The 26,439-nt window shown below is 69.5% G+C and carries 16 protein-coding genes; 9 read left to right on the top strand and 7 right to left on the bottom strand.

Annotation, left to right across the window (positions count from 1 at the left end; genetic code table 11):
* Positions 1-7 precede the first annotated feature (7 nt).
* From HUA76_RS20995 to HUA76_RS20985, 3 genes are all read left to right on the top strand, one after another.
* Positions 8-2,995 carry a serine/threonine-protein kinase gene (locus tag HUA76_RS20995; RefSeq protein WP_174461880.1) on the top strand — a complete coding sequence of 996 codons (2,988 nt, stop codon included), beginning with the start codon at positions 8-10 and terminating at the stop codon, positions 2,993-2,995.
* Between the two features lie 75 nt (positions 2,996-3,070).
* On the top strand, positions 3,071-3,448 hold the full coding sequence (locus HUA76_RS20990) for a hypothetical protein (RefSeq protein ID WP_174454920.1): 378 nt from the start codon (positions 3,071-3,073) through the stop codon (positions 3,446-3,448).
* Positions 3,449-3,555: 107 nt separating this feature from the next.
* A complete protein-coding gene (locus HUA76_RS20985) occupies positions 3,556-4,353 on the top strand; it encodes an endonuclease/exonuclease/phosphatase family protein (protein WP_174461879.1) in 798 nt (265 codons plus the stop codon).
* Between the two features lie 83 nt (positions 4,354-4,436).
* Here HUA76_RS20985 and HUA76_RS20980 read toward each other — a convergent pair whose 3' ends face one another.
* Both HUA76_RS20980 and HUA76_RS20975 read right to left on the bottom strand, forming a co-directional pair.
* Positions 4,437-7,382, bottom strand: a complete 2,946-nt coding sequence (locus HUA76_RS20980; protein ID WP_174461878.1) for a choice-of-anchor D domain-containing protein — start codon at positions 7,380-7,382, stop codon at positions 4,437-4,439.
* A gap of 261 nt (positions 7,383-7,643) precedes the next feature.
* On the bottom strand, positions 7,644-8,549 hold the full coding sequence (locus HUA76_RS20975; protein ID WP_174461877.1) for a DMT family transporter: 906 nt from the start codon (positions 8,547-8,549) through the stop codon (positions 7,644-7,646).
* A 179-nt stretch (positions 8,550-8,728) separates the two neighbouring features.
* Between HUA76_RS20975 and uvrA the strand changes: the two genes are divergently transcribed.
* A complete protein-coding gene (gene uvrA, locus HUA76_RS20970; RefSeq protein ID WP_141647080.1) occupies positions 8,729-11,629 on the top strand; it encodes an excinuclease ABC subunit UvrA in 2,901 nt (966 codons plus the stop codon).
* 469 nt (positions 11,630-12,098) lie between these two features.
* Positions 12,099-13,544 (top strand): POT family MFS transporter, encoded by a 1,446-nt coding sequence (locus HUA76_RS20965; protein ID WP_141647079.1) that lies wholly within the window; start codon positions 12,099-12,101, stop codon positions 13,542-13,544.
* Between the two features lie 107 nt (positions 13,545-13,651).
* Here HUA76_RS20965 and HUA76_RS20960 read toward each other — a convergent pair whose 3' ends face one another.
* The 4 genes from HUA76_RS20960 to HUA76_RS20945 all read right to left on the bottom strand — a co-directional run bounded on the left by HUA76_RS20960 (position 13,652) and on the right by HUA76_RS20945 (position 21,345).
* The gene (locus HUA76_RS20960; protein WP_174454915.1) at positions 13,652-15,043 is read right to left on the bottom strand and encodes a peptide MFS transporter; all 1,392 of its coding nucleotides are present in this window, start codon (positions 15,041-15,043) and stop codon (positions 13,652-13,654) included.
* A 163-nt stretch (positions 15,044-15,206) separates the two neighbouring features.
* Complete coding sequence (locus HUA76_RS20955; RefSeq protein ID WP_141647077.1) at positions 15,207-18,113, bottom strand: ATP-binding protein; 2,907 nt, start codon at positions 18,111-18,113, stop codon at positions 15,207-15,209.
* Positions 18,114-18,133: 20 nt separating this feature from the next.
* Positions 18,134-18,922, bottom strand: a complete 789-nt coding sequence (locus HUA76_RS20950) for a methyltransferase domain-containing protein (protein WP_174454914.1) — start codon at positions 18,920-18,922, stop codon at positions 18,134-18,136.
* Positions 18,919-21,345 (bottom strand): PilZ domain-containing protein, encoded by a 2,427-nt coding sequence (locus HUA76_RS20945; protein ID WP_174461876.1) that lies wholly within the window; start codon positions 21,343-21,345, stop codon positions 18,919-18,921. The genes HUA76_RS20950 and HUA76_RS20945 overlap by 4 nt, the downstream gene beginning before the upstream one ends.
* 372 nt (positions 21,346-21,717) lie before the next feature.
* On the opposite strand from HUA76_RS20945, the gene nadA reads away from it, so the two are divergent.
* From nadA to HUA76_RS20930, 3 genes are all read left to right on the top strand, one after another.
* Positions 21,718-22,650, top strand: coding sequence for a quinolinate synthase NadA (nadA, locus tag HUA76_RS20940; protein ID WP_141647075.1), 933 nt, complete (start codon positions 21,718-21,720; stop codon positions 22,648-22,650).
* Positions 22,651-22,728: 78 nt separating this feature from the next.
* Positions 22,729-23,334: a hypothetical protein gene (locus tag HUA76_RS20935; RefSeq protein ID WP_141647074.1), complete on the top strand. Its 606-nt coding sequence runs from the start codon at positions 22,729-22,731 to the stop codon at positions 23,332-23,334.
* A 62-nt stretch (positions 23,335-23,396) separates the two neighbouring features.
* Positions 23,397-24,209, top strand: a complete 813-nt coding sequence (locus HUA76_RS20930) for a class I SAM-dependent methyltransferase (RefSeq protein WP_174454912.1) — start codon at positions 23,397-23,399, stop codon at positions 24,207-24,209.
* Here the strand turns inward: HUA76_RS20930 and HUA76_RS20925 are convergent.
* On the bottom strand, positions 24,202-24,615 hold the full coding sequence (locus tag HUA76_RS20925; protein ID WP_174454911.1) for a metallothionein: 414 nt from the start codon (positions 24,613-24,615) through the stop codon (positions 24,202-24,204). The two genes, HUA76_RS20930 and HUA76_RS20925, sit on opposite strands and share 8 nt — an antisense overlap.
* Positions 24,616-24,797: 182 nt before the next feature.
* Between HUA76_RS20925 and HUA76_RS20920 the strand changes: the two genes are divergently transcribed.
* A complete protein-coding gene (locus tag HUA76_RS20920; protein WP_141647072.1) occupies positions 24,798-26,363 on the top strand; it encodes a hypothetical protein in 1,566 nt (521 codons plus the stop codon).
* The last annotated feature ends 76 nt before the right edge of the window (positions 26,364-26,439 follow it).

Raw genomic sequence — 26,439 nt, 5'->3', positions numbered from 1 at the left:
TGAGGCCATGGACTGCCCCGACGAAAACACCCTCCTGGCGTACTGCGAGCGGGCCCTGGAACCGTCCCAGGCCCAGGCCGTGGAGGCCCACGTGGACCGTTGCTCGGCGTGCCTCGCGCTGGTGGGTGAGGCGGCTCGGGGCGCCGCGCGCACCACGCTGATGGACGCGCCCGGAGAAAAACCCGGCACCGACAAGCCGGCGGACGCCCCTTCGTCCTCACCCGGGCGAGGCACCCAGTTGGGCCGCTACGTGGTCCTGGACCGCGTGGGCGCCGGAGGCATGGGGGTGGTGCTGAGCGCGTATGACCCTCGGCTGGACCGCAGGGTCGCCCTCAAGCTGGTGCGCGCGCTCGACGGTGACGGCGCCAGGGAGCTGGAGCAGCGCCTGCTCCGCGAGGCCCAGGCCGTGGCCCGCCTCTCCCATCCCCACGTCATCACCGTCTTCGACGTGGGCACCGTGGACGGCCGACTCTTCATGGCCATGGAGTTCGTCGAGGGCCCCACCCTGCGCCAGTGGCTCAAGGCCAGCCCTCGCTCGTGGCGGGAGGTGCTGCACCTGTTCAAGCAGGCGGGCCAGGGGCTCGCGGCCGCGCATGCCGCGCAGCTCATCCACCGCGACTTCAAGCCCGACAACGTGCTCGTCGATGGCGAGGGCCGCGCGCGTGTGACGGACTTCGGACTCGCGCGCCTCCAGGACACCACCCCCGCCCTGGCCACGCCTCCGCGCGCGAACGTGCCCGATGACGACGCCGCGCCCCTGACGCGCACGGGCTCCCTGGTGGGAACCCCGGCCTACATGCCGCCCGAGCAATGGAGCGGCGAGCCCATGGATGCCCGGGGGGACCAGTTCAGCTTCTGCGTCGCCTTGTACGAAGCCCTCTTCCGCATCCGCCCCTTCGCCAGGGGCCAGCCTCCTGACTTCGAGCACCTCCAGGCCCCCGCGCACGACACGGACGTCCCCGCCTGGGTGCGTCGCGTGGTGCTGCGCGGCCTCGGCATCAAGCCCGCGGACCGCTACGCCTCCATGACCGCGCTCCTGGAGGACCTCGGGAAGGACCCGGCCCGCCGGCGCGCGCGGCTGCTCGCCACCGGGTGCGCTGTCGCCGGGGTGTCCGCCCTCGCCCTCCTGCCATGGCTGCGCGCCGAGCCCGCGCCCTGCACCGGTGCCGCCGCGCGCCTCGCTCCGGTGTGGAGCGCCCCCCGCGAGGCCAGGGTGCGCGCCGCCATGCTCGCCACCGGTGCTTCCCTGGCGGGGTCCACCATGGACGCGGTATCCCGACACCTCTCCGACTACGCGCGGGCCTGGGAGGCGGGCTACACCGAGACGTGCGAGGCCACCCACGTGCGCCACGAGCAACCGGAGAACGTGCTCGCGCTGCGCATGGCCTGCCTGGAATCCCGGCGCCAATCCCTTGACGTGCTCGCTGACACGTTGGAGCGCGCCGATTCGGCCCTGGTGCAGAAAGCCGCCGAGGCCTCCCTGCGCCTCCCCTCGGTCTCCGACTGCTCACGCGTGGAGTCCATCCTCTCCCTCGCGCCCGAACCCCAGGACCCCGCCGTGCGCGCCCGGATGGAGCAGGCGCGGCTGCGGCTGTCGCGCGCCCAGGTGCTGCTGGAGACGGGGCGCTACGCGCAGGGGAAAACGGAGGCCACCGCGGCGCTGGAGGAGGCCCGCGCGCTCGGCTACCGCCCGCTGGAGGCGGAGGTGCTCCATGTCGCGGGCTGGCTGGAGCATCGGCTCGCCCGGAACGAAGAGGCCGAGCGCTCCTGGACCGAGGCCATGCGGGCCGCGCTCGCCGGACGTCATGACGTGCTGGCCCTGCGTGCGAGCACGGACCTGGTCTTCGTCATCGGCTACGAGTTGGAGGACATGAAGCGCGGGCTGGAGCACGCCGCCCAGGCGCGGGCGCTGATGGAGCGCGTGGGCTCGGCGGACGAGAGCGCGGCCCGGCTGGAGAACAACCTGGGCCTGGTGTACTTCGGCGAAGGCCAGCTCCCCCAGTCCCTGGAGCACTACCAGCGCGCCCTCGCCTTGCGCGAGCGAACCCTCGGGCCCGAGCACCTCGACACGGCCAAGGTCCTCACCAACCTCGCCCTCGTGCGCACGCGGCAGGGGAGCCCGCTCGATGCCGTCTCGCTCTACGAGCGGGCGCTCGCCATCCAGCGACGCGAGCTGGGAGCAGGACACCCCCTGGTCGCCAACACCCTCATCCTCCTGGGAGACGCACGCCGCTGGGTGGAGGGCCCCGAGGCCGCGATCGCCTTCTACGAGCAAGCCCTCGCGCTTCGCGAAGCCACGCTCGGCGAAACGCACCTGGACACCATCCGCCTCCACAACGACCTGGGCCGCCTGCACGAGCAACTCGAGCGCTTCGATTCAGCCCGGGTGCACCACGAGAAGGCCCTGGCGCTGACGGCCCACGCCTTCGGCGAGGAGCATGCGGAGTACGCCCAGTCCCTGCTGGCCCTGGCCTCGCTCGAGAACCGTCAGGGCCACTTCGCCGCGGCGCTGAAGGGGTATGACCGGACGCTGGCCCTCCAGGCGCGGCTGCTCGGGGCGAAGGACTCCTCCACGTTGCGCACGCGGGAGGAGCGCGCGGCCGTGCTGCGCAAGACGGGCCGGCCGCGTGAAGCCCTGGCGGAGTTGGAGGAGGTGCTCGCGAGAAAGGAGGCGGACGGTGGCCCGCGTCAGCCCCGCCTCGTCACGTCGCTCGTCGAGCTGGCTCGCACCTGGCTGGAGTTGAAGCAGCCCGAGCGCGCCCGCGTCGCCGCACAGCGCGCGCTCGATATCATCCAGCCGCTGGGGTGGAGCCCCACGCGCAGGGCGGAGCTCCAGTTCACCCTGGCCCAGGCCCTCTGGGACGCGAAGTCATCACGAGGCCAGGCGCTCGCGCTCGTCGACGAGGCCCTCGCGGCCTTCACCTCCGCGGGCAAAGCCAAACAGGCCCAGGCCCGCGAGGTGGCCCTCTGGAAGCAGGCTCATTCGAGGCCTTGAGCGCTCATCGGCAACTCCGCCCTTGGTTCCCTGGAGAATGAAGCAAGCCTGAATTCAGAAGTCAGGAGCTCCCTCATGTTGCCTCCCTTGCGTCACGCGGCGGTCGCGCTGCGGCGTCTCGCCGCGCAGCCACGCCCGAAATCTTCCCAGCCCACCGGAGACCGGCAGCACGGGTCCGCCCCGCTCCACCAGGCCCTGAAGGGTCGCTCGACATTCGCCGCTTCGGCGCGCGTCGCTCGGGGTGGAGACCCCAGCACGGATGGCGACAGCCCCACCAGTACGCGCCCCATGGGGGGTCCCCTGCTTCCGCCCATCATCCGGGCGGTCTTCGAGCGGGTGTTCCCGAACCTCTTCCCGCCCTCGGGACAGGTTCGCTCCGATCCCAGCGCGGACCCCGACAGCCCCAGCAGCAGCCGGGGCACTGCACATGGGAACGATGACACCACCGTGTAGGCCATCAGCACGCGGCCCAGGGGAGACAGTCACCCCCGAATGCGTCTCCCTGGGGCCACACGCCGCCTGCGATTGTCCGAGCCCAGGTCTTGCTATGGGGTCTGGATATGTGGCCCCCCAGCCTCGCCGCGTCCCTGGTGCTGTCCGTCCTGGAAGCTTCCGCACCTTCGTCACCTCCACCCGCGCAGGGGAAGGTGACGGTCATGACCTACAACGTCCTCTACTCCGCGCCGCCAGAGGATGTGGCGAAGTCGCTGGACCTCATCGAGAAGGAGGCGCCGGATATCCTCTGTCTGCGTGAGCTGACGCCAGGGTTCGCCAGCGCCTTCCGGAAACGGCTCGGGAAGGAGTATCCCCATGTCCGGCTCGTCCCCCGGAAGGGGACCTGGGGCGTGGGCATCGCGAGTCGCCATCCGATGACTCGCACGGAGCACTTCTCCCAGGAGCCACACCGCATGCCGGCCCTGGAGGCGGACGTGCGCCTCGCGGGGCGGACCTTGAAGGTCTCCTGTGTGCACCTGATGGCGCCGGGGGCCACGCATCGCAAGGACGACGACCTGGTTGAGTCCATGGCGAAGAACGCGGTGCTCCGAAAGAAGCAGGCCGACGCACTGGTGCTGCGCTATTCGAAGGAGCAGGGGCCCCTGCTGCTGCTCGGGGACATGAACGAAGGCCGCGCGGGTGATGCGATGAAGGCCTTCGCTTCCGCGGACTTCCAGCACGCGTGTGAAGGGCCGGGCGAGAGCTGTGGCTCCACCTGGCCGGGCGCGGCCTCCGTCCTTCCGGCCATCGTGGAGATCGACCACATCCTCGGCCGGCGAATCACGCTGTCGGAGGCCAAGGTGCTGCGCAACGGGGGCTCGGACCACGACGCGGTCCGTGCTTCCCTCGAGTTCCCACCGTGACGTCCCTCGCCGCGAGGGAATGCGAAACGCCGCGCTCCACCCGAAGGTGAAGCGCGGCGCCGTCACTGCCTCGCGAGCAATCCCTAGTTGCAGCCCAGCGGGTACGTCACCTCCACCAACGAGCCGGGCGCGGGGGCCGCGTCACGGTCGAAGATGATGGTGTTGGTGCGCGCGTCGTAGTGCCAACCCGTGGTGACCTGCACCCCGTCCACCTCGACGACGATGCGCGTCGAGTCGGCGGGCACCTCGGTCAGCGGGAAGTTGCGGTTGGGACCGAAGGCGCTGTTGGAGAGCTTCTCCAGCGACGCGGCCCAGTTCGGCGTGCAGATGCTCTCCACCACGCCGCCCGTCGCGCTCGCGAGCTGGAGGTAGCGACTGCCAGAGCTGCTCGACGTGGGGCAGGTGGCCAGGTCCATGGGGCCGACAATCGCGTTGATGCTGAGCTTCGACTTGTCGTTGCCCTTCAGCGCCAGGAAGTACGTCTCGTAGAAGGACACCGGCTGCGAGCTGAAGTCCTCCTCGTCCGAGAGGAAGATGATGGCCAGCTTCGCCTCCTCGCGCAGGAACCCGCCGTTGCCGTCGTTGGCCAGAGGGGTGCGGACGTCATCCAGGTTGTAGAGCAGCGGGTCCGACAGGGCGCGGTGCGCCGCGTCCAGGCCCTGCTCGTTCCAATGACACACACCCACCTGCGTGTTGGCGGCGAAGACCCCCGCCGCGTTCGGCGTGTCCGGGGTGATGATGCGGGGCCGCGAGCCATCCACCGGGAACAGACGCCCGTTCTCTCCGCCCTGCGCGCCACCGGGGCACTCGGACCAGCCCCCCGGAGACGGGTCCAACCCCGTCGTGGTGACACCGATGCGGTAGTCCACCGCCGCCGCGCTCGCCGCGCTCAGGAAGGCCGCGAAGTTCTGCCCCAGGCTCTGCTGCTCCTCCATCATCGAGCCCGAGTTATCCACCACGAAGAGGACGTCCACCTTCGCCTTCGACTCCTGGAAGAAGCGGTCCGTCTGCTCCGCCTTCGTCACGCCCCGGCCCACCAGGCCCGCCGTGTACTCGCCCCCATCCTCCAGCCGGAAGCGCAGGGCCGCCGCGTCATCCCCGTCGTCCGTCGGCGTGTAGCGCGCCGTCAGCTTCACCCGCGCGCCCGGGGCAATCGTCGCCGGGAAGGGGTTGGCCGACGCCACCTCGAACTCGCTGCCCGTCTGCTCCAGCTCCATGCCCGCGACCTTCACCGGGCCAATGCACTCGTTGATGGCCAGCAGCTCCCGCGTGCGCGGGCCGCAGGACAGCTTGGTGATGCCGAAGTCCACCGTGGTGGGCTGCACCGCGAAGCAGCCCTTCACGCCCTCGCCCACCAGCGTCACCAGCGGATGTCCCAGCGACGGGTGGTTCACCCACGCCTCCGCGAGCCCCTCGAAGGCGCCCTCGGCCTCCGGCTTGAAGCGCACGACGAGCGTGGCCTTCTGGCCGGGCTGGAGCACGCCGTTGGGCACCGCCGCGGCGACGAAGGACGGGTCCGAGCCCGCCACCAGCTGCATGGAGGCCAGGTAGCACGCCTCCGCGCCGGTGTTGCGCAGCGACACGCCCAACGCCACCTCCGCGCCCACCGGCACCTTGCCGAAGCGCAGCTGCTGCGGCAGCGCGTACTGGCACGGCTTGAACGCGCGGCCCTCACCCTTCAGCTCCACCGCCTCCGTCGACGTCGTGCTCCCCGCCCGCACCGTGACGGCGAGCTGTCCCTCGCTGGCACCCGCCGCGCCCACGCGAGGGCTGAACGTCACGCCCACGAAGGCCGACTGCCCCGAGGGCACCGTCACGCTGGCCGGCGCCTGCGCCAGGGTGAAGTAGCCCCCCTGCGCCGTGTCCAGCCGCAGGTTGTTGACGAGCACGCTGTCGCGGCAGCGGTTGACGACCTCCACCGCGCGCGTCGCCGTCATCCCCTCCGCCACCACGCCGAAGTCCACCTTGCGCGGCAGCACCGCCACGCAGGACGTGCCACCCTCGCCTGTCAGCGACACCTTGGGGCCCGGCGCGGAGGATCCCTGCTCCCGCACCCCCACCTCCACCCGGCCCTCACCCGCGCGCCCCAGCACCACGGGCGTGAAGGCCACGCGCACCTCCACGCTGGCGCTCGGGGGCAGGATGCCACCGCTGAGCACCGGCTCGCTGACCACGCGGTAGACCCCGCCGGGATTGGCCTGAAGGTCGACGCCCGACCAGCGCAGGGGCTCCGTGCCCTGGTTGCGCACGGTGATGGACTGCTCCGCGCTGGCCCCCAGCGCCACGCGCCCGAAGTCCAGGCGCAGCGGCGTCACCTCCAGCTTGGAGGCCACGCCCATGCCCTTGAGCGGCACCACGGCCGGCTCACAGCCCTCGCACACCACGACACGCAGCTCCGCCGTCGCGAAGCCCAGTCGCCGAGGCGCGAAGGCCACCGACAGCACGCGCTGCTCACCGGGCGCCAGCATCTCCGGCTCACCGCGCTCCGCGGTGAACTGGTCCGCGTCCGCGCCCTGGACGGACAGGCCCAGCGCCGTGTCCACGTCCGACGTGTTGCGCACCGTCACCTGCCGCATCTCCACGAAGCCCATGGACACGTTGCCGAAGTCCAGCTCCGTGTCGGGCACCTCCAGGAAGGCCTTCACGCCCCGCCCGGACACCGGCACCTCGCCCTGTGAGTCCGCATCCGTGAGGAGCTCCAGCGAGCCCTGCACGGAGCCTTCGACGTCCGGCTTGAAGTGAACCTCGATTTCGCGCTCCGCCCCCGCGCCCAGGGTGAACGGCTCGAACGGAGGCACGGACACATTGGGGATGCTGGAGACGGCGCCTTCCACGCGGTACGACGCGCGGCCAGCGTTGGTCACCTTCAGCTTGAAGCTCTTGGTGCGACCCAGCGCCGCGGGGCCAAAGTCGATGGTCTCGGGGCGCACCACGAAGGCGCTCTTCGCTCTCTGCGAGGACGGGCGCTCACAGCCCATCCCAAAGACCAACGCCGCCGCCACCCACGCCACCCAAAACACACGTCGCATGCCTGCCTCCCCACGACTCCCCAAGCCCGGATCCCGCGCGGCCTCGCACCCCGCGATTCCGGCGGAGGGGGCGCTTTGCAACCCGAGTGCCCGGACCAAAGAGGGGTCCGAAGTCCACCGGCCAACGTGGCAAGCCGTGGGCCTGCCTGGGAAAGGGCCTTCCCCGACGTGGGAACAACATTTCCCACGGACCGGGTGGGACTGGAATTCCTTCAGGAACGGCGGGTAACAGTCAGGAGAAACCGCCACCCATCCGGGGGCTCAGGTCGCGGTGCGGGCCGACGCGGAGCGCCAGCGGTCCAGCATTCCCGTGCCCCAGAGAACGCCCACCATGCACACCAGGGCGCCCGTCACGGCCAGCGGCGAGACGGCCTCGCCCAGCAGCACCGCGCCCAGCACCCAGGAGAAGACGGGCGTCAACTGCGTGGCGACGCCGCCGGCCACCGCGGTGACGTAGCCAAACGCATACGTGAAGGTCATCTGCGCCACCACGGAGGTCAAACCCACGCCCAGAAGAGGAAGGGCGACATCCCAGCCGAGCGGCCTCCAGTCGTGCAGCGCGAAGGGCAGGCTGAACAGCAGGCCGAACAGACAGAAGGAGAGGAAGACGGTGGCCGCGTCCGTCTCGTGGCGCAGCGCGCGCACCACGACGACCGCCGCGCCGCCCAGCACCGCGGAGCCCATGCCCGCCCACGCGCCCAGGCCCAGGGTCAGCGACACGCCGCCGTCCATCGTGCTCCACATGACGAGCCCCGCGCCCACCGTCGTGAGCACCAGTCCCGCGAGCAGGGGTCCCGTCACCCGCTCCTTCAAGAAGGCCCAGCCGATGATGGCCGCGTAGATGGGCCAGCACGCGTTGAGCAGCACCGCGGGGCCCACCGTCATCCGGTCGATGGCGACGAAGTACAGATAGACGGCCGCGCCGCCGAAGATGCCTCGCAAGCACCACAGCGGCAGGCGACCGAAGCGGGGCCCGCGGCCCATCACCGGATAGTAGATGGCGAGGAAGAGCAGGCCGATGAGGAAGCGGCCGGACGCCACCTGGCCTGGAGACAGGCGGCCGGAGAGCAGGCGGGTACACAGCGCCATCACCGCGAACAGCACGCTCGAGAAGACGAGCAGCGGCGTGCCGCGGAAGCGCACGGGGAGGACCCAGCGGGGTGTCATGGAGGGCGCCCCCTCTATCGGATTCCCCCGCCGTCCTCCAGTGCTCTCGGGCCGCACGCCTGGAGGCCGGCCTCGGGTGGGAGTGGCGGCGCAACGCCGCGCGTTGACGACCATCCACCCACCGTCACGAGTTTTCCCACTACCGGAACACCTATTCAGTGGTAAATCGCCCGCCCATCATGTCCGAGCCCGACGTCATTTCCCTCCGAGGCGCCAAGGAGCACAACCTCAAGAACGTCTCCCTGGACATCCCGAAGAAGAAGCTCGTCGTCTTCACGGGAGTCTCAGGGTCCGGCAAGAGCTCGCTCGCCTTCGACACGCTCTACGCGGAAGGTCAGCGACGCTACGTCGAGAGCCTCTCCGCCTATGCCCGCCAGTTCCTCGGGCAGATGGAGAAGCCCAAGTACGACACCATCCGGGGCCTGTCGCCCACCATCTCCATCGAGCAGAAGGCGGCGAGCAACAACCCGCGCTCGACGGTGGGCACCGTCACGGAAGTGCACGACTACCTGCGCGTGCTCTACGCCTCCATCGGCGTGCAGCACTGCCCCAACTGCGGCCGCAAGGTGGGCAAGCAGAGCGCGCAGCAGATTGTCGACGAAATCCTGAAGATGCCCGCGGGCAGCAAGGTGCAGGTGCTGGCGCCGCTGGTCACCAACCGCAAGGGCGAGCATAAGGACCTGCTCACCGAGGCGCAGAAGCGAGGCTTCGCCCGCGCCCGCATCGACGGGAAGCTCAAGAGCCTGGAGGAGCGCGTCGAGCTGGACAAGAAGTCCAAGCACGACATCGAGCTCGTCATTGACCGGCTGGTGCTCAAGCCGGACATCAAGACGCGGCTCACCGACTCGGTGGAGACGGCGCTGCGCGAGGGCAAGGGCACCCTCATCATCACCGACGAGGCGGGCGCGTCCACGTCGGACCGGGTGATGAGCGAGCTGAACGCGTGCCCCGCCTGCGGCATCTCCTTTGGAGACCTGACGCCCGCGTCGTTCTCCTTCAACAACCCGCTGGGCATGTGCACGGACTGCAACGGCCTGGGCACCCGGCCGGAGATGGACCCGGACCTCATCGTCCCGGACCCGTCGCGCAGCATCCGCGACGGCGCCATTGAACCCTGGGCCAGCGGCATGAATCGCGGCGAGGGCTGGACGGCGGACTTCGTGGAGAGCCTGGCGAAGGCGTTCAAGATTGATTTGGACGTGCCCTACGGGAAGCTGTCCAAGCGCGAGCGCGACACGCTGATGAACGGCGGCAAGGGCAAGAGCTTCACCGTCGAGTGGGGCGAGAACGGCCAGTACAAGATGGAGTGGGAGGGGCTCGTCGAGCGCTTGATGCGCAACTTCAAGACGACCACGTCCGAGGCCCGGCGCACCGAGCTGCAGAAGTACTTCAGCAACAAGCCCTGCCCCTCCTGCAAGGGCGAGCGCCTGCGGCCGGAGAGCCGCGCGGTGAAGGTGCACGGGCACTCGATTGTCGCCCTGAGCCGGCTGACCATCTCCGACGCGCTCGGGTTCCTGGGCGAGCTGGGGTTGACGGCGCAGGAGCGGAAGATCGCCACGGAGCTCCTGAAGGAGATTCGCAGCCGCCTGTCCTTCCTGGTCGACGTGGGCCTGGGATATCTGATGTTGGACCGCACCGCGTCCACGCTGTCGGGCGGCGAGAGCCAGCGCATCCGGCTGGCGTCGCAGATGGGCAGCGAGCTGACGGGCGTCATCTACATCCTGGACGAGCCCTCCATCGGCCTGCACCAGCGCGACAACGGCAAGCTCCTGACGACGCTCAAGCGCCTGCGGGATTTGGGCAACTCCGTCATCGTCGTGGAGCACGACGAGGAGACGATGGAGGAGGCGGACTGGCTGGTGGACTTCGGCCCGGGCGCCGGCGAGCTGGGGGGACAGGTGGTGTCCCAGGGCACGCCGAAGCAGGTGATGGCGGACGAGAACAGCACCACCGGCGGCTACCTGTCCGGGCGGCTGGAGATTGAAATCCCCGAGCAGCGCCGCGCGCCCAATCCCAAACACCAGCTGGTGATTCAAGGGGCGAAGGAGAACAACCTGCGCGACGTGGACGCGGTGATTCCGCTGGGCATCTTCACCGCCGTCACCGGCGTGTCCGGCGCGGGCAAGTCCACGCTCATCAACGAGATTCTCTACCCCGCGCTCGCCAAGCACCTGTACGACAGCCGCGAGTCTCCCGGGAAGCACAAGGCCGTGCTGGGCTTCGAGCACCTGGACAAGGTCATCGACATCGACCAGCGGCCCATTGGCCGCACCCCGCGCAGCAACCCCGCCACGTACACCAAGCTGTTCGACGCCATCCGTGAAGTGTTCGCGATGACGCCGGAGGCGCGCACGTTCGGCTACGGCCCGGGCCGCTTCAGCTTCAACGTCAAGGGCGGCCGTTGCGAGTCGTGCGAGGGCGACGGCGTCAAGCTGGTGGAGATGCACTTCCTGGCGGACGTGTACGTGCCGTGCGAGGTGTGCGCCGGCAAGCGCTTCAACGAGGCGACGCTGCGCGTGCGCTACAAGGGGAAGAACATCGCGGAGACGCTCGACATGAGCGTGCGCGAGGCCATGGAGCACTTCTCCGCGCACAAGGACCTCATGCGCGTGCTCCAGACGCTGGGCGACGTGGGCCTGGGCTACATCCGCCTGGGCCAGCCCTCCCCCACCCTGTCCGGTGGCGAGGCCCAGCGCATCAAGCTGGCGCGAGAGCTGGCGCGCGTGGCCACCGGCCGCACGCTCTACATCCTCGACGAGCCCACCACCGGCCTGCACTTCGAGGACATCCGCAAGCTGCTGTCCGTGCTCAACCGGCTGGTGGCCGCAGGCAACAGCGTGCTCGTCATCGAGCACAACCTGGATGTCATCAAGAGCGCGGACTGGCTCATCGACATGGGCCCCGAGGGTGGCGCGGGCGGCGGCCAGGTGCTCGCCGTGGGCACCCCGGAGAGCGTCGCCAAGGTTCAGGGCAGCCACACCGGCCGCTACCTGGCGCACGTGCTGGGAAAGAGCCGGCGCGCTCGCGTCGGCAAGCGCGTGGATGGCTCGACGCCCGTGCAGCACGCCGCACCGGGCTGAACACTCCCACCGCATCCAAAACATGGAGCGGGGGGCTGAGGGTGCCTTCATTCACCCCCAACCCCCCGTCCACCTTGGAGGAAGACTTCACAGGTGGGGTGTGAGCCTCGAAATCATTGACAACGCCTGTTGCATTCTAGGGCCTTATCAATTCCTGTCAAACCAGCCCAGCCCGCTTAAGGTGTATCAACAAAGACGCACTGTCACCGGAACCGGGCCTTGGGCAGACGGGAGATTTCCGGTGGGACTGCGAAGCGGAGCGTGAAGCACGTGGCCCGCACGGGTTGAAGGCAGGCGGACCGCGAGGCCGGGTTGGAGGTCGCCCCTCCGTGGAGGAGAGGGCCGCCCGCCTGGACGAGAGGACGTGCCGCGAGGGGCTTCGGTGGAGTCCGGGCCCCGCGTTGGGTAGGGTTGGGCCTCTTGTCTTCTTGGAGCCCCCACCTTTCTCCACCAGGGAGCACCCCGCCTCATGGCTGAGAGTCCCGCCGCGCAGAACAACAAGTTCCCGCCGCAGATACCGTTCATCATCGGCAACGAGGCGTGTGAGCGCTTCAGCTTCTACGGGATGCGGAACATCCTCACGGTGTTCCTCATCGACTACCTGCTGAAGAACGCGGTGCCCGACTCAGGGCTGCGCGAGGCACAGGGCAAGAGCCTGATGCACACCTTCATGGCGGGGGTGTACTTCTTCCCGCTCATCGGTGGCTATCTCGCGGACCGCTTCTTCGGGAAGTACCGCACCATCCTCTGGCTGAGCATCGTGTACTGCGTGGGACACGCGTTTCTCGCCATCTTCGAGAACAACGCCACGGGCTTCTTCGCGGGCCTGACGCTGATTGCGGTGGGCAGCGGCGGAATCAAACCGTGTGTCGCGGCCATGGCGGGCGACCAGTTCAACGAGTCCAACAGCCACCTGGTGAAGAAGCTCTTCGCCATCTTCTACTGGACCATCAACTTCGGCTCGTTCTTCGCGTCGCTGTTCATCCCGCTGTTGCTCAAGAACTTCGGGCCGGCCGTCGCGTTCGGCATCCCCGGCGTGTTGATGTTCATCGCGACCATCATCTTCTGGTTGGGCCGGCGCCACTACGTCATCGTCCCGCCGACGGGGGCCAACCCGCACTCGTTCTTCAAGGTGGTGGGCAGCGCGCTGAAGAACCGGGGCCAGGGCGGCCACTGGCTGGACGGCGCCAAGGCGGCGCACCCCTCGGAGTCGGTGGAGGGCGTCAAGGCGGTGTTCCGGGTGAGCGGGCTGATGCTGCCGTTCGTGCCGTTCTTCTGGATGCTGTTCGACCAGAAGGCGTCCACCTGGGTGGTGCAGGCGCGCTCCATGGACCTGAACATCCTGGGGTTCGCCTTCCAGCCCAGTCAGATGCAGTTCATCAACCCGCTGCTGGTGATGCTGCTCATCCCCCTGCTGACGGCGGTGGTGTACCCGCTGTTCCAGCGCTCCGGCTGGGAGCTGACGCCGCTCAGGCGCATGCCGCTGGGGCTCGTGTTCGGCGCGGTGTCGTTCATCATCGCCGGCTTCTTCCAGGTGGCGATGGAGAGCGGCACGGTGCTGAACATCTCCTGGCAGATCCTCCCGTACATCGTGCTGACGCTGGGCGAAATCCTCATGTCCACCACGGGCCTGGAGTTCGCGTACACGCAGGCGCCCCGGGAGATGAAGGGCACCATCCAGAGCGTGTGGCTGGTGACGAACACGCTGGCCAACGTGGCGGTGGCCATCTCCGCGGCGCTCAACATCTTCTCCGGCTCCGGGCAGTTCTTCTTCTACGCGGGCATGGCGCTCATCGCCGCCGTGGGGATGACGCTGGTCGCCCGCCGCTACGTGGTGCGCGACTACTTCCAGACGTCCGCGCCCCTCCCCACCGAGGAGCGCAACGCCGCGGGAATCACCGCCCGGTCGGCCTGAGAAAAGAGCAACGCCGGAGCCCTCGAATCCGAGAGGAGCTCCGGCGTCAGGTGCTTCACCCGAAGAGGCGCGCTTCCCTCAGGGAGCGCGCCTCTCGTCGTCTGGACTCAGGCCGCGGCCACCGAGGAACCATCCTGCGTCGACGCGCCCTGGGGCGCGGGCGGCTTCTCTTCGTCCGTGCCGTGCATCATCCGCTTCAGGATGGGCGCCACGCCCAGCAGGATGAGTCCCGAAACGCCCGTGCCCAGGCTGATGTAGAGGAACACGTCGAACTCACCCAGCTTCTCCGAGTACGCGCCGATGACGCCGGAGAGCTTGTTCGCCGCCGCGTTCGCCAGGAACCACACGCCCATCATCGCGGAGACGATGCGCGCCGGCGCCACCTTGGACACCATCGACAGACCCACCGGCGACAGACACAGCTCACCCATGGTGTGGAACAGGTAGGCCAGGATGACCCAGTGCGCCGCCGCCTTGCCCATCGTCGCGCTCTGGCTCGACGCGCCCAGCATGAAGACGAAGCCCGTGGACAGGAAGACGAGCCCCAGGCCCATCTTCACCGGGATGCTCGGAGCCTTGCCCCGAATCGACAGCCAGCTCCACAGCCCCGCGAACACCGGCGCCAGCGCGACGATGAAGAACGAGTTGAAGTTCTGGAACCACGTGGTGGGAACCTCCCAGCCGAACATCGTCCGGTCGACCTTCTCGTTCGTGTAGAGATTCATCAGGCCACCGGCCTGCTCGAAGCCCGTCCAGAACGCCACCACGAACACCGCGATGATGAAGATGACGACGATGCGGTCAATCTCGTCCTTGGAGAACCCCTTCTTCTCCGCGGTCCCGTTGGCCCGCGCCTCCAGCGACGGCTTCACCGGCGCCAGTCCCACCGGGCCCAAGAGCTTCTTCTGCATCAGCATGAAGACCACGAGGCCCAGGAACATGCCCACGCCCGCGGAGCCAAAGCCGTAGTGCCAGCCGTACTTCTCACCCAGGGTGCCGCAGATGAAGTTGCCCAACATCGCGCCCAGGTTGATGCCCATGTAGAAGATGGTGAAGGCGCTGTCGCGACGACCATCCCCCGGCGCGTACAGCCCGCCCACCATGGTGGAGATGTTCGGCTTGAAGAAGCCGTTGCCCACAATCAGGAAGCCCAGGCCCGCGTAGAACATCGTCACGTTGGGGAGCGCCAGGACGAGGTGGCCGATCATCATCAGCGTGCCGCCGAGCACCACCGCCTTGCGCTGACCGATGAACCGGTCCGCGATGAAGCCTCCGACGATGGGCGTCAGATACACCAGGCCGGTGTACGTCCCGTAAAGGCTGAGCGCCTCGCCAGTGGTCCACCCGAACCCACCGTTGACCTTGCTCGTGAGGAAGAGGACGAGCAGGCCTCGCATGCCGTAATACGACATGCGCTCCCACATCTCGGTGAAGAACAGGAGATACAGCCCTCGCGGGTGCCCCTGGCGGGCAGCGCCCGCGGCTACGGTTCCTTGCATGCCGTGGTTTCCTTCGCTTCGGTGGTCGGGTGTGACTGAAAGAGCACTTGACTGTAGCAGACAGCGCAACAGCTATGCGCAAGTGGACAACAGGGGCGGCCGAGAATTCCCCAGCCCCCTGGCCCGCTCAGTTCACGTCAGGGCGCGTCGTGAAGCCCGCACCTCAACCCAGCCGACCCACGCGCGACTCACCCTGCCCCTCGGAGCCGTTGCCTGACGAGGAGCGTCCCCCCGGGGGACGAAGGGGCAGGTGCACCTCTACCTGAGTGCCCTTCCCCGGCGTGCTACGGACCTGAATGCGCCCGCCATGGCTCAAGATGATGCGCCGGCTGAGAGCCAGGCCCAGGCCCGTCCCCTCGCCCGCGGCGCGGGTGGAGAAGAAGGGCTGGAACAGCCGCTCCATGTCCTCGGCGCGGATGCCCACGCCATTGTCGCTGATGGTGACGACGGCCTCGTCGCCCTGGCAGGCCGTGGCGACTCGGACGCGGCCCTGCTCGCCCACGGCGCGCAAAGCGTTGTCCAGGAGGTTGAGCCACACCTGGTTGAGCGAGCCGGGGTCTCCCTGGATGGGCATGGTGCATTCGTAGGCCCGCTCCACGGTGACACCCGAGGGCACCTTCCACGTCAGCACGCCGAGCGTCGAGTCCAGCAGCGTGTCCAGCGACAGCATGATGGGCGCGTCGGAGGAGCGGGTGAAGGCGAGCAGCGACTCGGCGAGGTGGCGGATGCGCTGGCCGCACTCCTCCATCACCTCCACCATCGCGCGGCTCATCTCCGCGTCCGGAGAGCTGTCCGACAGCACCTCCTTCAGCGGCGTCAGCGCGTTCATCAGCCCGTTGAGCGGATTGCGCACCTCGTGCGCGAAGCCCGACGTCAGCAGGCCGATGGCCGCCAGCCGCTCATTCTCCGCGGAGCGCACCGCCGCTTCGCGCAGGCGCAACTGCGTTTCGATTCGCGCCAGCAGCTCGCGCGGGCTGAAGGGCTTGCCCAGGTAGTCATTGGCGCCCGTGCCCAGCGCCTCCACCTTGGCGGAGACCTCCTGCCGCGCGGTGAGCAGGATGACGGGGATGTCCACCGTCGCGGTCTGCTCGCGCAGGGCCACCAGCATCTGGAGGCCGGACAGCACGGGCATCATCACATCCGACACGATGAGGTCCGGCCGCTCCGCCATGGCGCGCTGCCGGCCCTCCTCACCGTTGACGGCCTCCATCACCCGGTAGTGCTGCTTCAGCAGACCCGCGATGAAGCCGCGAATCTCCACGTCGTCCTCCACCACGAGGATGCGGGGCGCATCCGGCCCCGGCCCCGCGTGGTCCCTGGCTGGAGCCACCACGGACGCGCGGCCGTTGTCGGGTACGCCCGTTTCCAGCGACGGGAACGAGCCGGAGATGCGGCGCTCCCGGCGCACGGGCATCTCCGCGCGGCGGCGCTCGCGCAGGTCCTCGCGGATGTGCGCGCGGCCCTTGGGCAGCCGCACGCGGAAGGTGGAGCCCTTGCCCAGCTCGCTCGTCACGCTGATGCCGCCGGAGTGCAGCTCCAGCGTCTCCTTCACCAGCGCAAGTCCAATGCCCGTGCCGCCAAAGCGGCGCGTGCCGCTGTTGTCCGCCTGGGCGAAGCGGTCGAAGATGACCTTCGTGTCCTGCTGGGAGATGCCCTGGCCGGTGTCCTCCACGTCCACCAGCACGTCCTTGTCGTCCTCGTGCACGCGCACCGTCACCCCGCCCGTCTGGGTGAACTTCAGCGCGTTGGACAGCAGGTTCTGGAAGACGATGTCCATGCGCTCGTGGTCCACCTCCACGGGCGTCACCTCCTGCCCCTCCAGGCGCAGGTAGACGTCCTGCCGCTCCGCCATGGCGTGGAACGGCGGCAGCACGGTGCTCAGGAAGCCGTTGAGCTCCAGCGGCTGGTAGCGCAGGCGCGCCTTGCCCGATTCGAGCTGCGCCAGGTCCAGCAGGTTGTTGATGAGGCGCAACAGGCGCTGGGCGCTACGCTCCATGGTGGCCACGTGCTGCATGACCACTTCCGGGTTGTTCTCCTCGCCCCGGCGCTCCAGCGACTCCAGCGTCAGCAGGATGAGGGTGAGCGGGGTGCGCAGCTCGTGGCTGACGTTGTCGAAGAACTCGCTCTTGAGCCGGTCCAGCTCCTGCTGGCGCAAGAGCGCGTCGCCCAGCTTGCCGTTGGCCTCCTTGAGGGCCTGGGTGCGCTCCGCGACGCGGTCCTCGAGGGCCACGTTGGCGCGGAAGATTTCGTCGTAGCGCTGCTGCAGCTCCACCAGCGAGCCCATGATGGCCTGGTTCTGGGAGCGGAGCGCTTCGTCCTTGCGCTTCAGCTCGCGCCGCCCGTCCAGCCAGCCGCCCATGGAGAAGCCGGCGGTGGCCAGCGACGCCACGCCGAAGACGGGGTGCGCCCAGCCCAGCGCGCCAACGACGAGCCCGCTCACCGTGCCCAGCAAGAGGCCCAGGTGGTGGCCCCACTGCGACATCGGGTCCGCCCAAGACAGGTGATAGCGGCAGACCGGCGCGCCCAGCACCTGACACTCCGACTCGCGCACCTCCGCGGGCAGCAGGCCCCAGATGGTGGGGATGGAGGCGAACTGCCCCATGCGCAGCTCACAGATGTTGCGGCTCTTCTCCGGCGTCTTGCTGGAGTACGTGAGCACCAGCTGCTTCTGCTCCAGGAACTCCACGTGGAAGCTGCCCACGCGGTTGTAGCTGGGCGCCAGCTCGATGGTCTTCAGGTAGCACATGCGCGGCGAGCCAAAGGCCCGCAGCAGGTAGAACGCGAAGCCCATCGCCTCCGGCGTGGCCAGGAAGAGGCCCGCGTTGCGCATGAAGTGCACATCGCCGGACTCCTTCATCAAGAGCGCGGACAGCCGCTCCAGGAAGGGCAGCGAGATGTAGTTGGCGTGCGTGCGCAGGTACTCCAGCGACAGCGGGATGTCGTGCCGGGCCCACAGCGCCTGCAGCCGCTCCACGCCGTACGTGCGCTCGAAGTACAGCAGCAACGTGGACGTCGTGCGCACGCTGACTTCGGGGGCATTGTCGGGCGTCTCCGGCCCCCCGCCTGACATGACTTCCCCTATCCCTTCGCTCAAGCACGCACTCCCTCGGTGACGACCAGCACCGAATACTTGAGCGTATCCGGATCTCGCAGCATCCGCAGGTAGGCCTGGCAGAACTCACCATAGGCGACCTCGGAGCCGAAGGCGGGCGTCACCACGGGAGCCAGCGCCGCGAAGCGCGTCTCCCAGTCCGCCAGGAAACGGTCATCCGCCGTGCCGGCGACGACATACTGGGGCGTCACGTGCACCCGGATGTCGCGCAGACCCGCCCGACGGAAGGACTGGAACAGCTTGCGCCCGACGAACAAATCGAACCCCTGGGAGGCGAGCCCCCGCTCGAAGCACCGCGCGCCCTCCTCCAGCCCCGCCGGGAGCGGCCAGTTGTTGAGGCCCTGACCGTCGATTTCGGACACCACGACGCGGCCACCCGGCCGGGTGACGCGGATGAGCTCCGCGAGCGCGGCGTCCCGGTCCGACAGGTACTCCAGCACGTACTGGCTCCAGGTGTAGTCGAACGCGGCGTCGGGCAGGCCCGTGCGGCGGATGTCTCCCCGGATGAAGCGCGCCTGGGGCAGCCCCGCGCAGCGCTGGATGGCCTCGGCCAGCCGCACGTCGCTCAGGTCCATGCCCAGGACGCTGCCCTCACCGCCGACGATGCGCGCCATGGTCCGAGAGATTCCACCCGGGCCACAGCCCGCATCCAGCGCCCGGGCCCCCGGCGTCAGCCCGGTGGCCAGTAGCAGCGCGCGGGCGTCGTCCGCCTGCTCCTGAAGGAGCAGCCGGCGCGTCTCCGCCTCGGACTCCATGATGTAGCTCAAGCCTTCCCCCGCGCCGCGCGGCCGCGCGCCCGCGCCTCTCCTCCCGTGCGCTGGACACGCTCGAAGATGGAACGGAACAGCTCCACCCACCGGCGCACCATGGAGCGGTGGAAGAACCACTCGGAGAAGCGGCCGTGGGACGTGAAGCCCGCGGCCTCCAGTGCCTTGAAGTCCTCGTCGGCCGCGAGCGCCACCACGGCGGAGCGTCCGTGCTCCCGGGCGTGCTCCTCGCAACGCTGGATGAGCGCGCGCACCGCGGCGGCCTCGTCCGGGTGCCCCGGCTCCAGCACCACGAACCAGAAGGCATTGGTCTTCTCGATGAGGTTGATGCCCGGGCTGCCCTCTTCCTGGAGCGCGATGGCCAGCGGGCCCGTCTCGCCATCCACGACGAAGACACGCCGGGCCCGGTGGAGCCCGTGGGCCGCGTAGCGCGACGACAGGGCCTCCAGCCGCATCTGGTCCGCCTGCAGGTCCTCGGCGAGCACGCGCACCACCTCGCCCCGCTCCCGCAGGAAGAACTCCAGGCGCGCGCAGTCGGCGTCGGACGCCTCGCGCACCGCGGGCAGCGAGCCCTGGGGCGAAGGCTCCGTGCCGTCCAGCTCCAGGCGCATGTACTGGAAGTGCCGCAACCAGCTCAGCCCGTGGCTGTCCATGACGCGCAGCAACCACGTGCCGAGTCGGCTCGGCCACCGGTTGTCCTCGCGCCAGGAGAAGCGGATGAAGTCGATATCCTCGTGGGCCTCGCCCAGCTCGATGGCCAGCGCGGACAGCTCGTGGGCAATCTGGTCCTGCCGGTGGAAGCCCGGCCGCACCGCCAGGTGCTGCACCAGCCACGTGCGGGAGTGGATGCGCAGGCCCGCGACGTGCCCCTGCACGCCATCCGCGTCGTTGTAGACAAGCGAGCTGCCCAGCTCCCCGGACGCGCACAGCTGATGGTGCGTCCGCTCCAGGTCGTCGAGGTATCTGGCCTCGCCCCCGAAGGGGTAGTCCGGATGGAAGCCGTAGTGGGCCGCCTCCATCATCCGCCAGATGTCCTGGAACGGGAACCGTCCGCCGTCCGCCACCGTCTGGTTGCGCGAGGAGATGAAGGCGGAGAGGACCGCGTTGCGGACCGAGGGAGGAACCTCCAGGAACCGCACGCCGCAGCGGTACGGCCGCAGCGGGTTGTCCGCGCCCTCACCGGAGGACACCCCATCCACCGAGCGGACCTCCGCGCGACACGCCACCTCGCTGCCGTCGGGCAGCAAGAGCGACATTTCCAGCTGGGAGCCGGCGGGGAGGACTTCGCAGGAGGCGTCGATGGCGAAGGACAGGCCGCGGCTGCTCATGTCCAGCACGGAGCGCGTCATGCGCTTGCCGCTGAACGGCGCGCTGAAGGAGACGAGGAAGCGGTGGTCCGGTCCCGGGCGGAAGCGCTGCAGGCCCCGCCGGTTCTGCACCCCCAGGGTGCGCGGCACGCTCAGGGTGACGGCCCCTTCCCCGCGCTGCAGGACGCTGGTGGCGCCCAGGTAGCTCTGCCCGCTCACCTCGAAGGAGAGGTTCAGCACGTCGCCGGCGGAGATGGGGCAGCCGCCGACGTTGACACCCCGCAGCACCGAGCGGCCATCGACCAGGTCCACCAGGGGCGCCTCGAGGATGAACTGCACCGAGGGGGTGTCCGGGTAGTGCACCCACAGGGCGGAGCCCCGGCGGACCGCCTTGCGCAGGGCGGCCAGCACACTCACCGGGTCGCGCACCACGGCGAGGGGCGCCGCCGACGTCTCCTCCAGCGAGCCGCTCCAGGAGAGCCCCAGCCGCAGCGCGTGCTCCGCGCCATTGCGCACCGGACTGACGTGACGCACCAGGGCCCGGCGGGACTTCAGGACCCAGCGGCCCTCGCGTTCGATGTGCAGGTCATCCAGCACGGCGCCGGGAAGGAAGGCGCCTACCGACGCATCCATGGGGACCTGGAGCGCGGCGCCGAAGTTGCCCACGTCCAGACAGCGCGCGGTGTAGCCCCGGCCCAGGAGCCGGAAGCCCGCTTCCATCCGCGAGTTGGGCGTGACGCGCGCGGAGGCGCGAAGCTGGAGGATGTTGGTGATGCGCCGGCCCAGCTCGGGGATGGTGAGACTGTCGTCCAGCGTATTGAAGACGTGCCCCTCCGCGGCCGTCTCCACGAGTTCCTCCAGTCCCTGGCGGTCCGACTGCGCGCACACGAAGACGCGCACGGCCTCCGGGGCGGCCCTGTCGACATGTCTCAGGAAACGCCGCGCGTTCTCCGGGGGCGCGATGATGAGGGTGGGCGCGGAGGACTCCATCCTCCGTGTGGCTTCGACCTGGGACTCCACCGCCACCACGCGGTGAATTCCCAGGACCTCGGCCAGCGCGGCGCGCCGGCCCTCGTTCGGATGCACAATCAGGACGTCCTGAGTGGGGACACTCATGCTCTCTCCTCGACGGGAAAGGCGTTCAGATGGAGAAGGGGCAGAGCCATCGTCTGCCCACGGGCCACAGGTCCGGTGCCGCCCCCTCTCCACCAGCCGATCGCGTGTTCTCGACCCCGAATGTGTGGCTTGTCCAAGCTTGACAGCAAGGCGACTGCCTCCCTCCGGGCCGACCCGGAGGATTGCGCGCAGTCTACCCTCTCCGCGCCGTCAGGTGATGCGACCATCCACCGCTCTTGCACGAAGGGGGACGGTGGCAGAGTCGACCCAGGGCGCGCCAGCGACAGGCGTCCGTCCGCCCGGCAGCCAACTTCCGACGAGGTGGCCTGGCACCGGCGGGCGAGTTAAATGTCGACCAGGCCAGGAGGGCCCATGAGCACCGAGGTGGATTACGCGCAGGAAATCCAGGAGCTCAAGCGTTCCATGAACGCTGTGATTCTTGCGCACTACTACCAGGAGAGCGAAGTCCAGGATGTCGCGGACTTCGTTGGAGACAGCCTCGCTTTGGCGCAGGCGGCGGAGCGCACGGAAGCGGACGTCATCGTCTTCTGCGGTGTGCACTTCATGGCGGAGACGGCCAAGATCCTGAATCCGACGCGGCAGGTCCTGCTGCCGGACCTGAAGGCGGGGTGTTCGCTGTCGGACCGGTGCCCGCCCGCGGCCTTCAAGGTTTTCAAGGAGAAGCACCCGGGCGCCTTCGTGGTGAGCTACGTCAACAGCTCCGCGGCGGTGAAGGCGATGAGCGACGTCATCTGCACGTCCTCGAACGCGGTGAAGATCGTGAACCAGGTGCCCAGGGACCGGCAGATCCTCTTCGCCCCGGACCAGCACCTGGGACGCCACGTCATGAAACAGACCGGCCGGGACATGGTGCTGTGGCCGGGCAGCTGCATCGTCCACGAAATCTTCAGCGAGAAGAAGCTGGTGGGGCTCAAGGTCGAGCATCCGGACGCGGAGGTCGTCGCCCATCCGGAGTGTGAGCAGGCGGTGCTGCGGCACGCGGACTTCATCGGCTCCACGAAGGGGCTGTTGGATTACGTGCTCAAGAGCCCGAAGCAGAAGTTCATCGTCGTGACGGAGGCGGGCATCCTCCATCAGATGAAGAAGGGCGCGCCCCAGAAGACCTTCATCCCCGCGCCCCCCGACAACGGCTGCGCGTGCAACGAGTGCCCGTACATGCGGCTCAACACGCTGGAGAAGCTCTGGAAGTGCATGAAGGAGCGGACCCCGGAGCTGACCATGCGGGAGGACCTGCGCGAGGCGGCCCGGGCGCCGTTGCAGCTCATGCTGGAGTGGTCCAGATAGAGCGGAATCTGTCGTCACAGCGGACATTTGCCAACTCGCGTCTTGCGCCGGAAAGGCCGGGGTGCAATGGAGCCATCCGTGGCCTTCCGATTTCTCGCAGTCCCGTCGCACCGGCTGGTGAATCACCCCCAGTCGCTGCCGGTTGATGAGCGCCTCGAGCCGGACCTCCCCCCGGTCCATGAGGCGGTGGAGCGTGCCCTGGCGGGCGCCGAGTTCCGCGATGTCCGCGCCAAGGACCGCATGCGCGCCCTGCTCCAGGGGGACCGACCTCCCACGCTGGGTTCCCCCGAGGCGGGGTTCGGTCCGTCGGCCGTCTTCGCCCAGCCGCCCCAGGACCTGCCCGCGCTGCTCAGGCTCGCGGACGAGCTGGAGAGCCTGGCCCGTCGCGAGGCCGGCGAGCGCGCGCTGGTGTGGAAGTGCGGCGACTGTGGTGCCCGGTACGCGGTGCCCGTGGCGCTGGTGCGGCAGGTGTCCATCCGCTGCGAGCGGTGTGGGACGCCGGTGGAGCTCAACGCCACCCGCAGCCTGGGCGAGGAAGCCCTCATCGACCCGTTCCAGGGCGCGGTGAACCACAGCCGCAAGGAGCTGGCGGTGTTCTTCCGCGAAGCCATGGCCCGGGGCTGGCCCGTCCTGGTGGCCGAGGACAAGCGGGTGGCGGCGGCTCCGAGCGGCCCGTCCGCCTGAAGCGGTCCGCGGCATACAAAGCGGTTCTCGCGCCGGACGGGGGACGGTAGCCTCCGCCGCTCATGCGGCACGCGCTCGTCCAGCTCCTTCGTTGCCCTCGCTGCCGCAGAGGCGCCCTCCGTCCCGAGGCGCCCACGCCGGTGTTGATGTTCGGCCCCCTGCGCTGCCCGGAGTGCCGCGCCAGCTATCCGGTGGCCGAGGGCGTCGCTGACCTCGTGCTGGAGCATGGCTCCGCCGGAGGACTGCAGCGGGGCCTGGAGAGTCGCTGGGTGGCGCGCTCCTACGAGCGTCATGTCCGCCCCGCGCTCCAGCGCGCCCTCTTGCGCCAGCCGCTCGACACGGACAGCGAGTACCTCCTCTACCGCAGCCTGCTGGGCACGCCCGACGGACCGGTGCTGGACCTGGGCTGCGGCACGGGCCTGGTGGCGAGGCGGCTCGCGCGAGAGCCGGCCTTTCCCCTCGTCGCGGGCCAGGACCTGTCCCCCGCCATGCTGGAAGAAGGCGTGGCCCAGGCACGCGAGGCGGGCGCCACGGTGGACTTCCTCCGGGCACAGGCCCCCGCGCTCCCCTTCCTCGACGGCACGCTCGGCGCGGTGCTGATGGCCGACTCGCTGCATTACCTGGAAGACCTGGGCCGACTGATGCTGGAGGTGGCGCGGGTGCTGCGTCCGGGGGGCCGCTGGGTGGCGAGCACCTATGCGCCGCCGGGCTCCGCGTCCGGATTCCTGCACCGCCGCGTGGGCCTTCACCCTCGGGCGGAGGCGACATTGCGCGCGGCGACCAGCGCGGCGGGACTGGTGCGCTTCGAGCGCGTGGCCCTGCCGCCGCTGCTGGTGCTCAAGGCGGAGAAGGGCTCCGCCGAGTCGCTCAGATGAAGATGCCGGCGGAGGCGTCGTAGCGACGGGCCTCGTCCAGCTTCAGCTCGGCGGGACGGCCGCGCAGCGCGTCCATCACCTGCCGCTTGGGCTTCTGGCACTTGGAGCACTCGCACGAGCCCTTCTTGCAGGTGCAGTCCGCCTTGCTGCCACACTGGCACTTGGCGGCCATCAGCGAGTCGAGCGCGTCCAGTGGACGGTCCACCTCACCGCCCGTGGGCCGCGCCTTCTCGGGGGCGGGAGCCGCCTCCGAAGAGGCGCTGTCGGGCGACGGCTTCTGGGCCTCCGCCGACTTCTCCCGTGCCGCCTGGGCGTGGGCCTCACAGGCGCTCGCCGCGCGGGGAGCGAGCAGCAGCAGACCGCTGGCCAGCAGCCCCGCGGCCACCATCGTCGCGTTGCGTGTCATGTGCATGCTCTCCTTCGGGAGACTCTCGGCCTCGGCTCCCGTCCATCGGCGCCTATAGCGCAGCCCCCGTCGACTGCCAAGGTCGACGGCCATACCTTTGTCTACCCCGACGCGCTGCTCCAGACGCCCCGCGTCGGTTGCTCGCCGGGCAGGAAAGCGGCGCATACAGTCCGGCACCTCTCGTGACGAACCCCAACGCTCGCTTTATTCACATCGCCGCCCTGGTGCTGGGCGCACTGCCCCTCTGGGTTTCGCGCCACCTGCCCATGGTGGACCTGCCGCAGCACCTGTACCTCATCTCCGTGCTGCACCGGCTGGATGACCCGAGCACGTTGTACCCCCAGCTGTTCGAGGCACGACACGCGCTGACGCCCTACCTGGGCTACTACTACCTGGTCAGCGCGCTGAACTGGCTGTTGCCGCTGGACCTGGCCAACCGCGTCTTCCTCACCGCGTACGTGGTGGGCCTGCCGCTGAGCCTGGGCTTCCTGCTGCGCTCGCTGGGCCGGCCCACGTGGCCCGCGCTGCTCGCCCTGCCCTTCGCGTACGGCGACAGCTTCGGTTGGGGATTCATCAACTACTGCGCGGCCCTGCCGCTGACGCTGTTGTGCTGCGGCTTCTTCGTGCGGGCGCTGGAGGACGTGCCCCGGCGACGAGGCTGGACGGCGGCGCTGGCGGTCTGCCTCGTCACGGTGCTGCTGTTCCATGTCCAGGCCTTCGGGTTCCTCGCGCTCGGGCTGCCCTGGCTGCTGCTCACCACCGCCGTGCCTGAGGACGCCACCGCTCGTGGACTCGCGCAGCGGCTGCGGCCCCGCGTGCCGGCCTTGCTGGGCGTGGTGCCGGGCGTGGCGTTGTTCCTGGGCTGGGTGGTGCTGCGCTTCGGCGAGCCGCCGGACATCCAGCCCGGCGCGCCCTGGAAGGCGTGGGGCCCGACGTTCTCCCCGCAGAACCTGGGCTGGAAGAGCTTCGCGCAGAACCGCGCGGAGCTGTTCGACGTGCTCGCCAACACGCTGCGCGACGGCTCGGACCGGTGGGCGATGTACGCGGTGGGCGCGGTGGCGCTCGCGGGCTGGGTGGCGGCGCTCGTGCGTCCGGGGCCCACGGGCACACAAGGTCCGGTGGCACGCGCGCGGCTGCTGGGGCTGGGGGTGCTGGCGCTCGCGCTCTACTTCCTGCTGCCGTTCGATATCCGCGGCTACGTCTACTACCTCAACACGCGCTACGCGCACCTGGCCGCCGCGCTGCTGGTGGCCACCGCGCCCGCGACGATTCCGGAGTGGCGGCTGCCCCTCAAGTGGGCCGCCGCGGCCTGCACGCTGGTGCTGGCCTTCACGCTGGGCCGGGGCTTCCGCGCCTTCTCCCGCGAGGCGACGGAGTGGGAGGGGCTGGTGGCGGCCACCGCCCAGCGGCCTCGCGTCATGGGCCTCATCTATGACCCGGGCTCGCGCGTGGTGCGCTTCCCCGTGTTCATCCACTCCGCGGCGGTGCTGGCCCGTGAGCGCGGAGGCGTGCCGAACTTCACGTTCGCCTCCACGCCGCACTCGCCGCTGCGCTATCGCGACGAGGTGCCGCCCACCTTCCCGTCGGAGTGGCGCCCGCAGGACGTGGACCTGGACACGCAGGGGGCCTGGTACGACACCTTCGTGGTGCGCGGCGTCCACCCCTCGCAGGTGTTCGGCGCGCGACTCCAGACGGAGCTGACGGTGGTGGGCCAGTCGGGCCGAAGCTGGCTGGTGCGCCGCCGCTGAAGCCGCGCCGCGCACGAATGTGGGCCAGTGGGCGGCGTGCCGGCCCGAGCGATGCCCGGGGCCCGCTTCGCGCGTT

This window comes from Myxococcus sp. CA056, assembly GCF_013336715.1.
In the GTDB taxonomy this organism is placed as follows: domain Bacteria; phylum Myxococcota; class Myxococcia; order Myxococcales; family Myxococcaceae; genus Myxococcus; species Myxococcus llanfairpwllgwyngyllgogerychwyrndrobwllllantysiliogogogochensis.
Note: the sequence above shows the minus strand (reverse complement) of the source record. Positions and strands in the feature narration are given on the sequence as shown.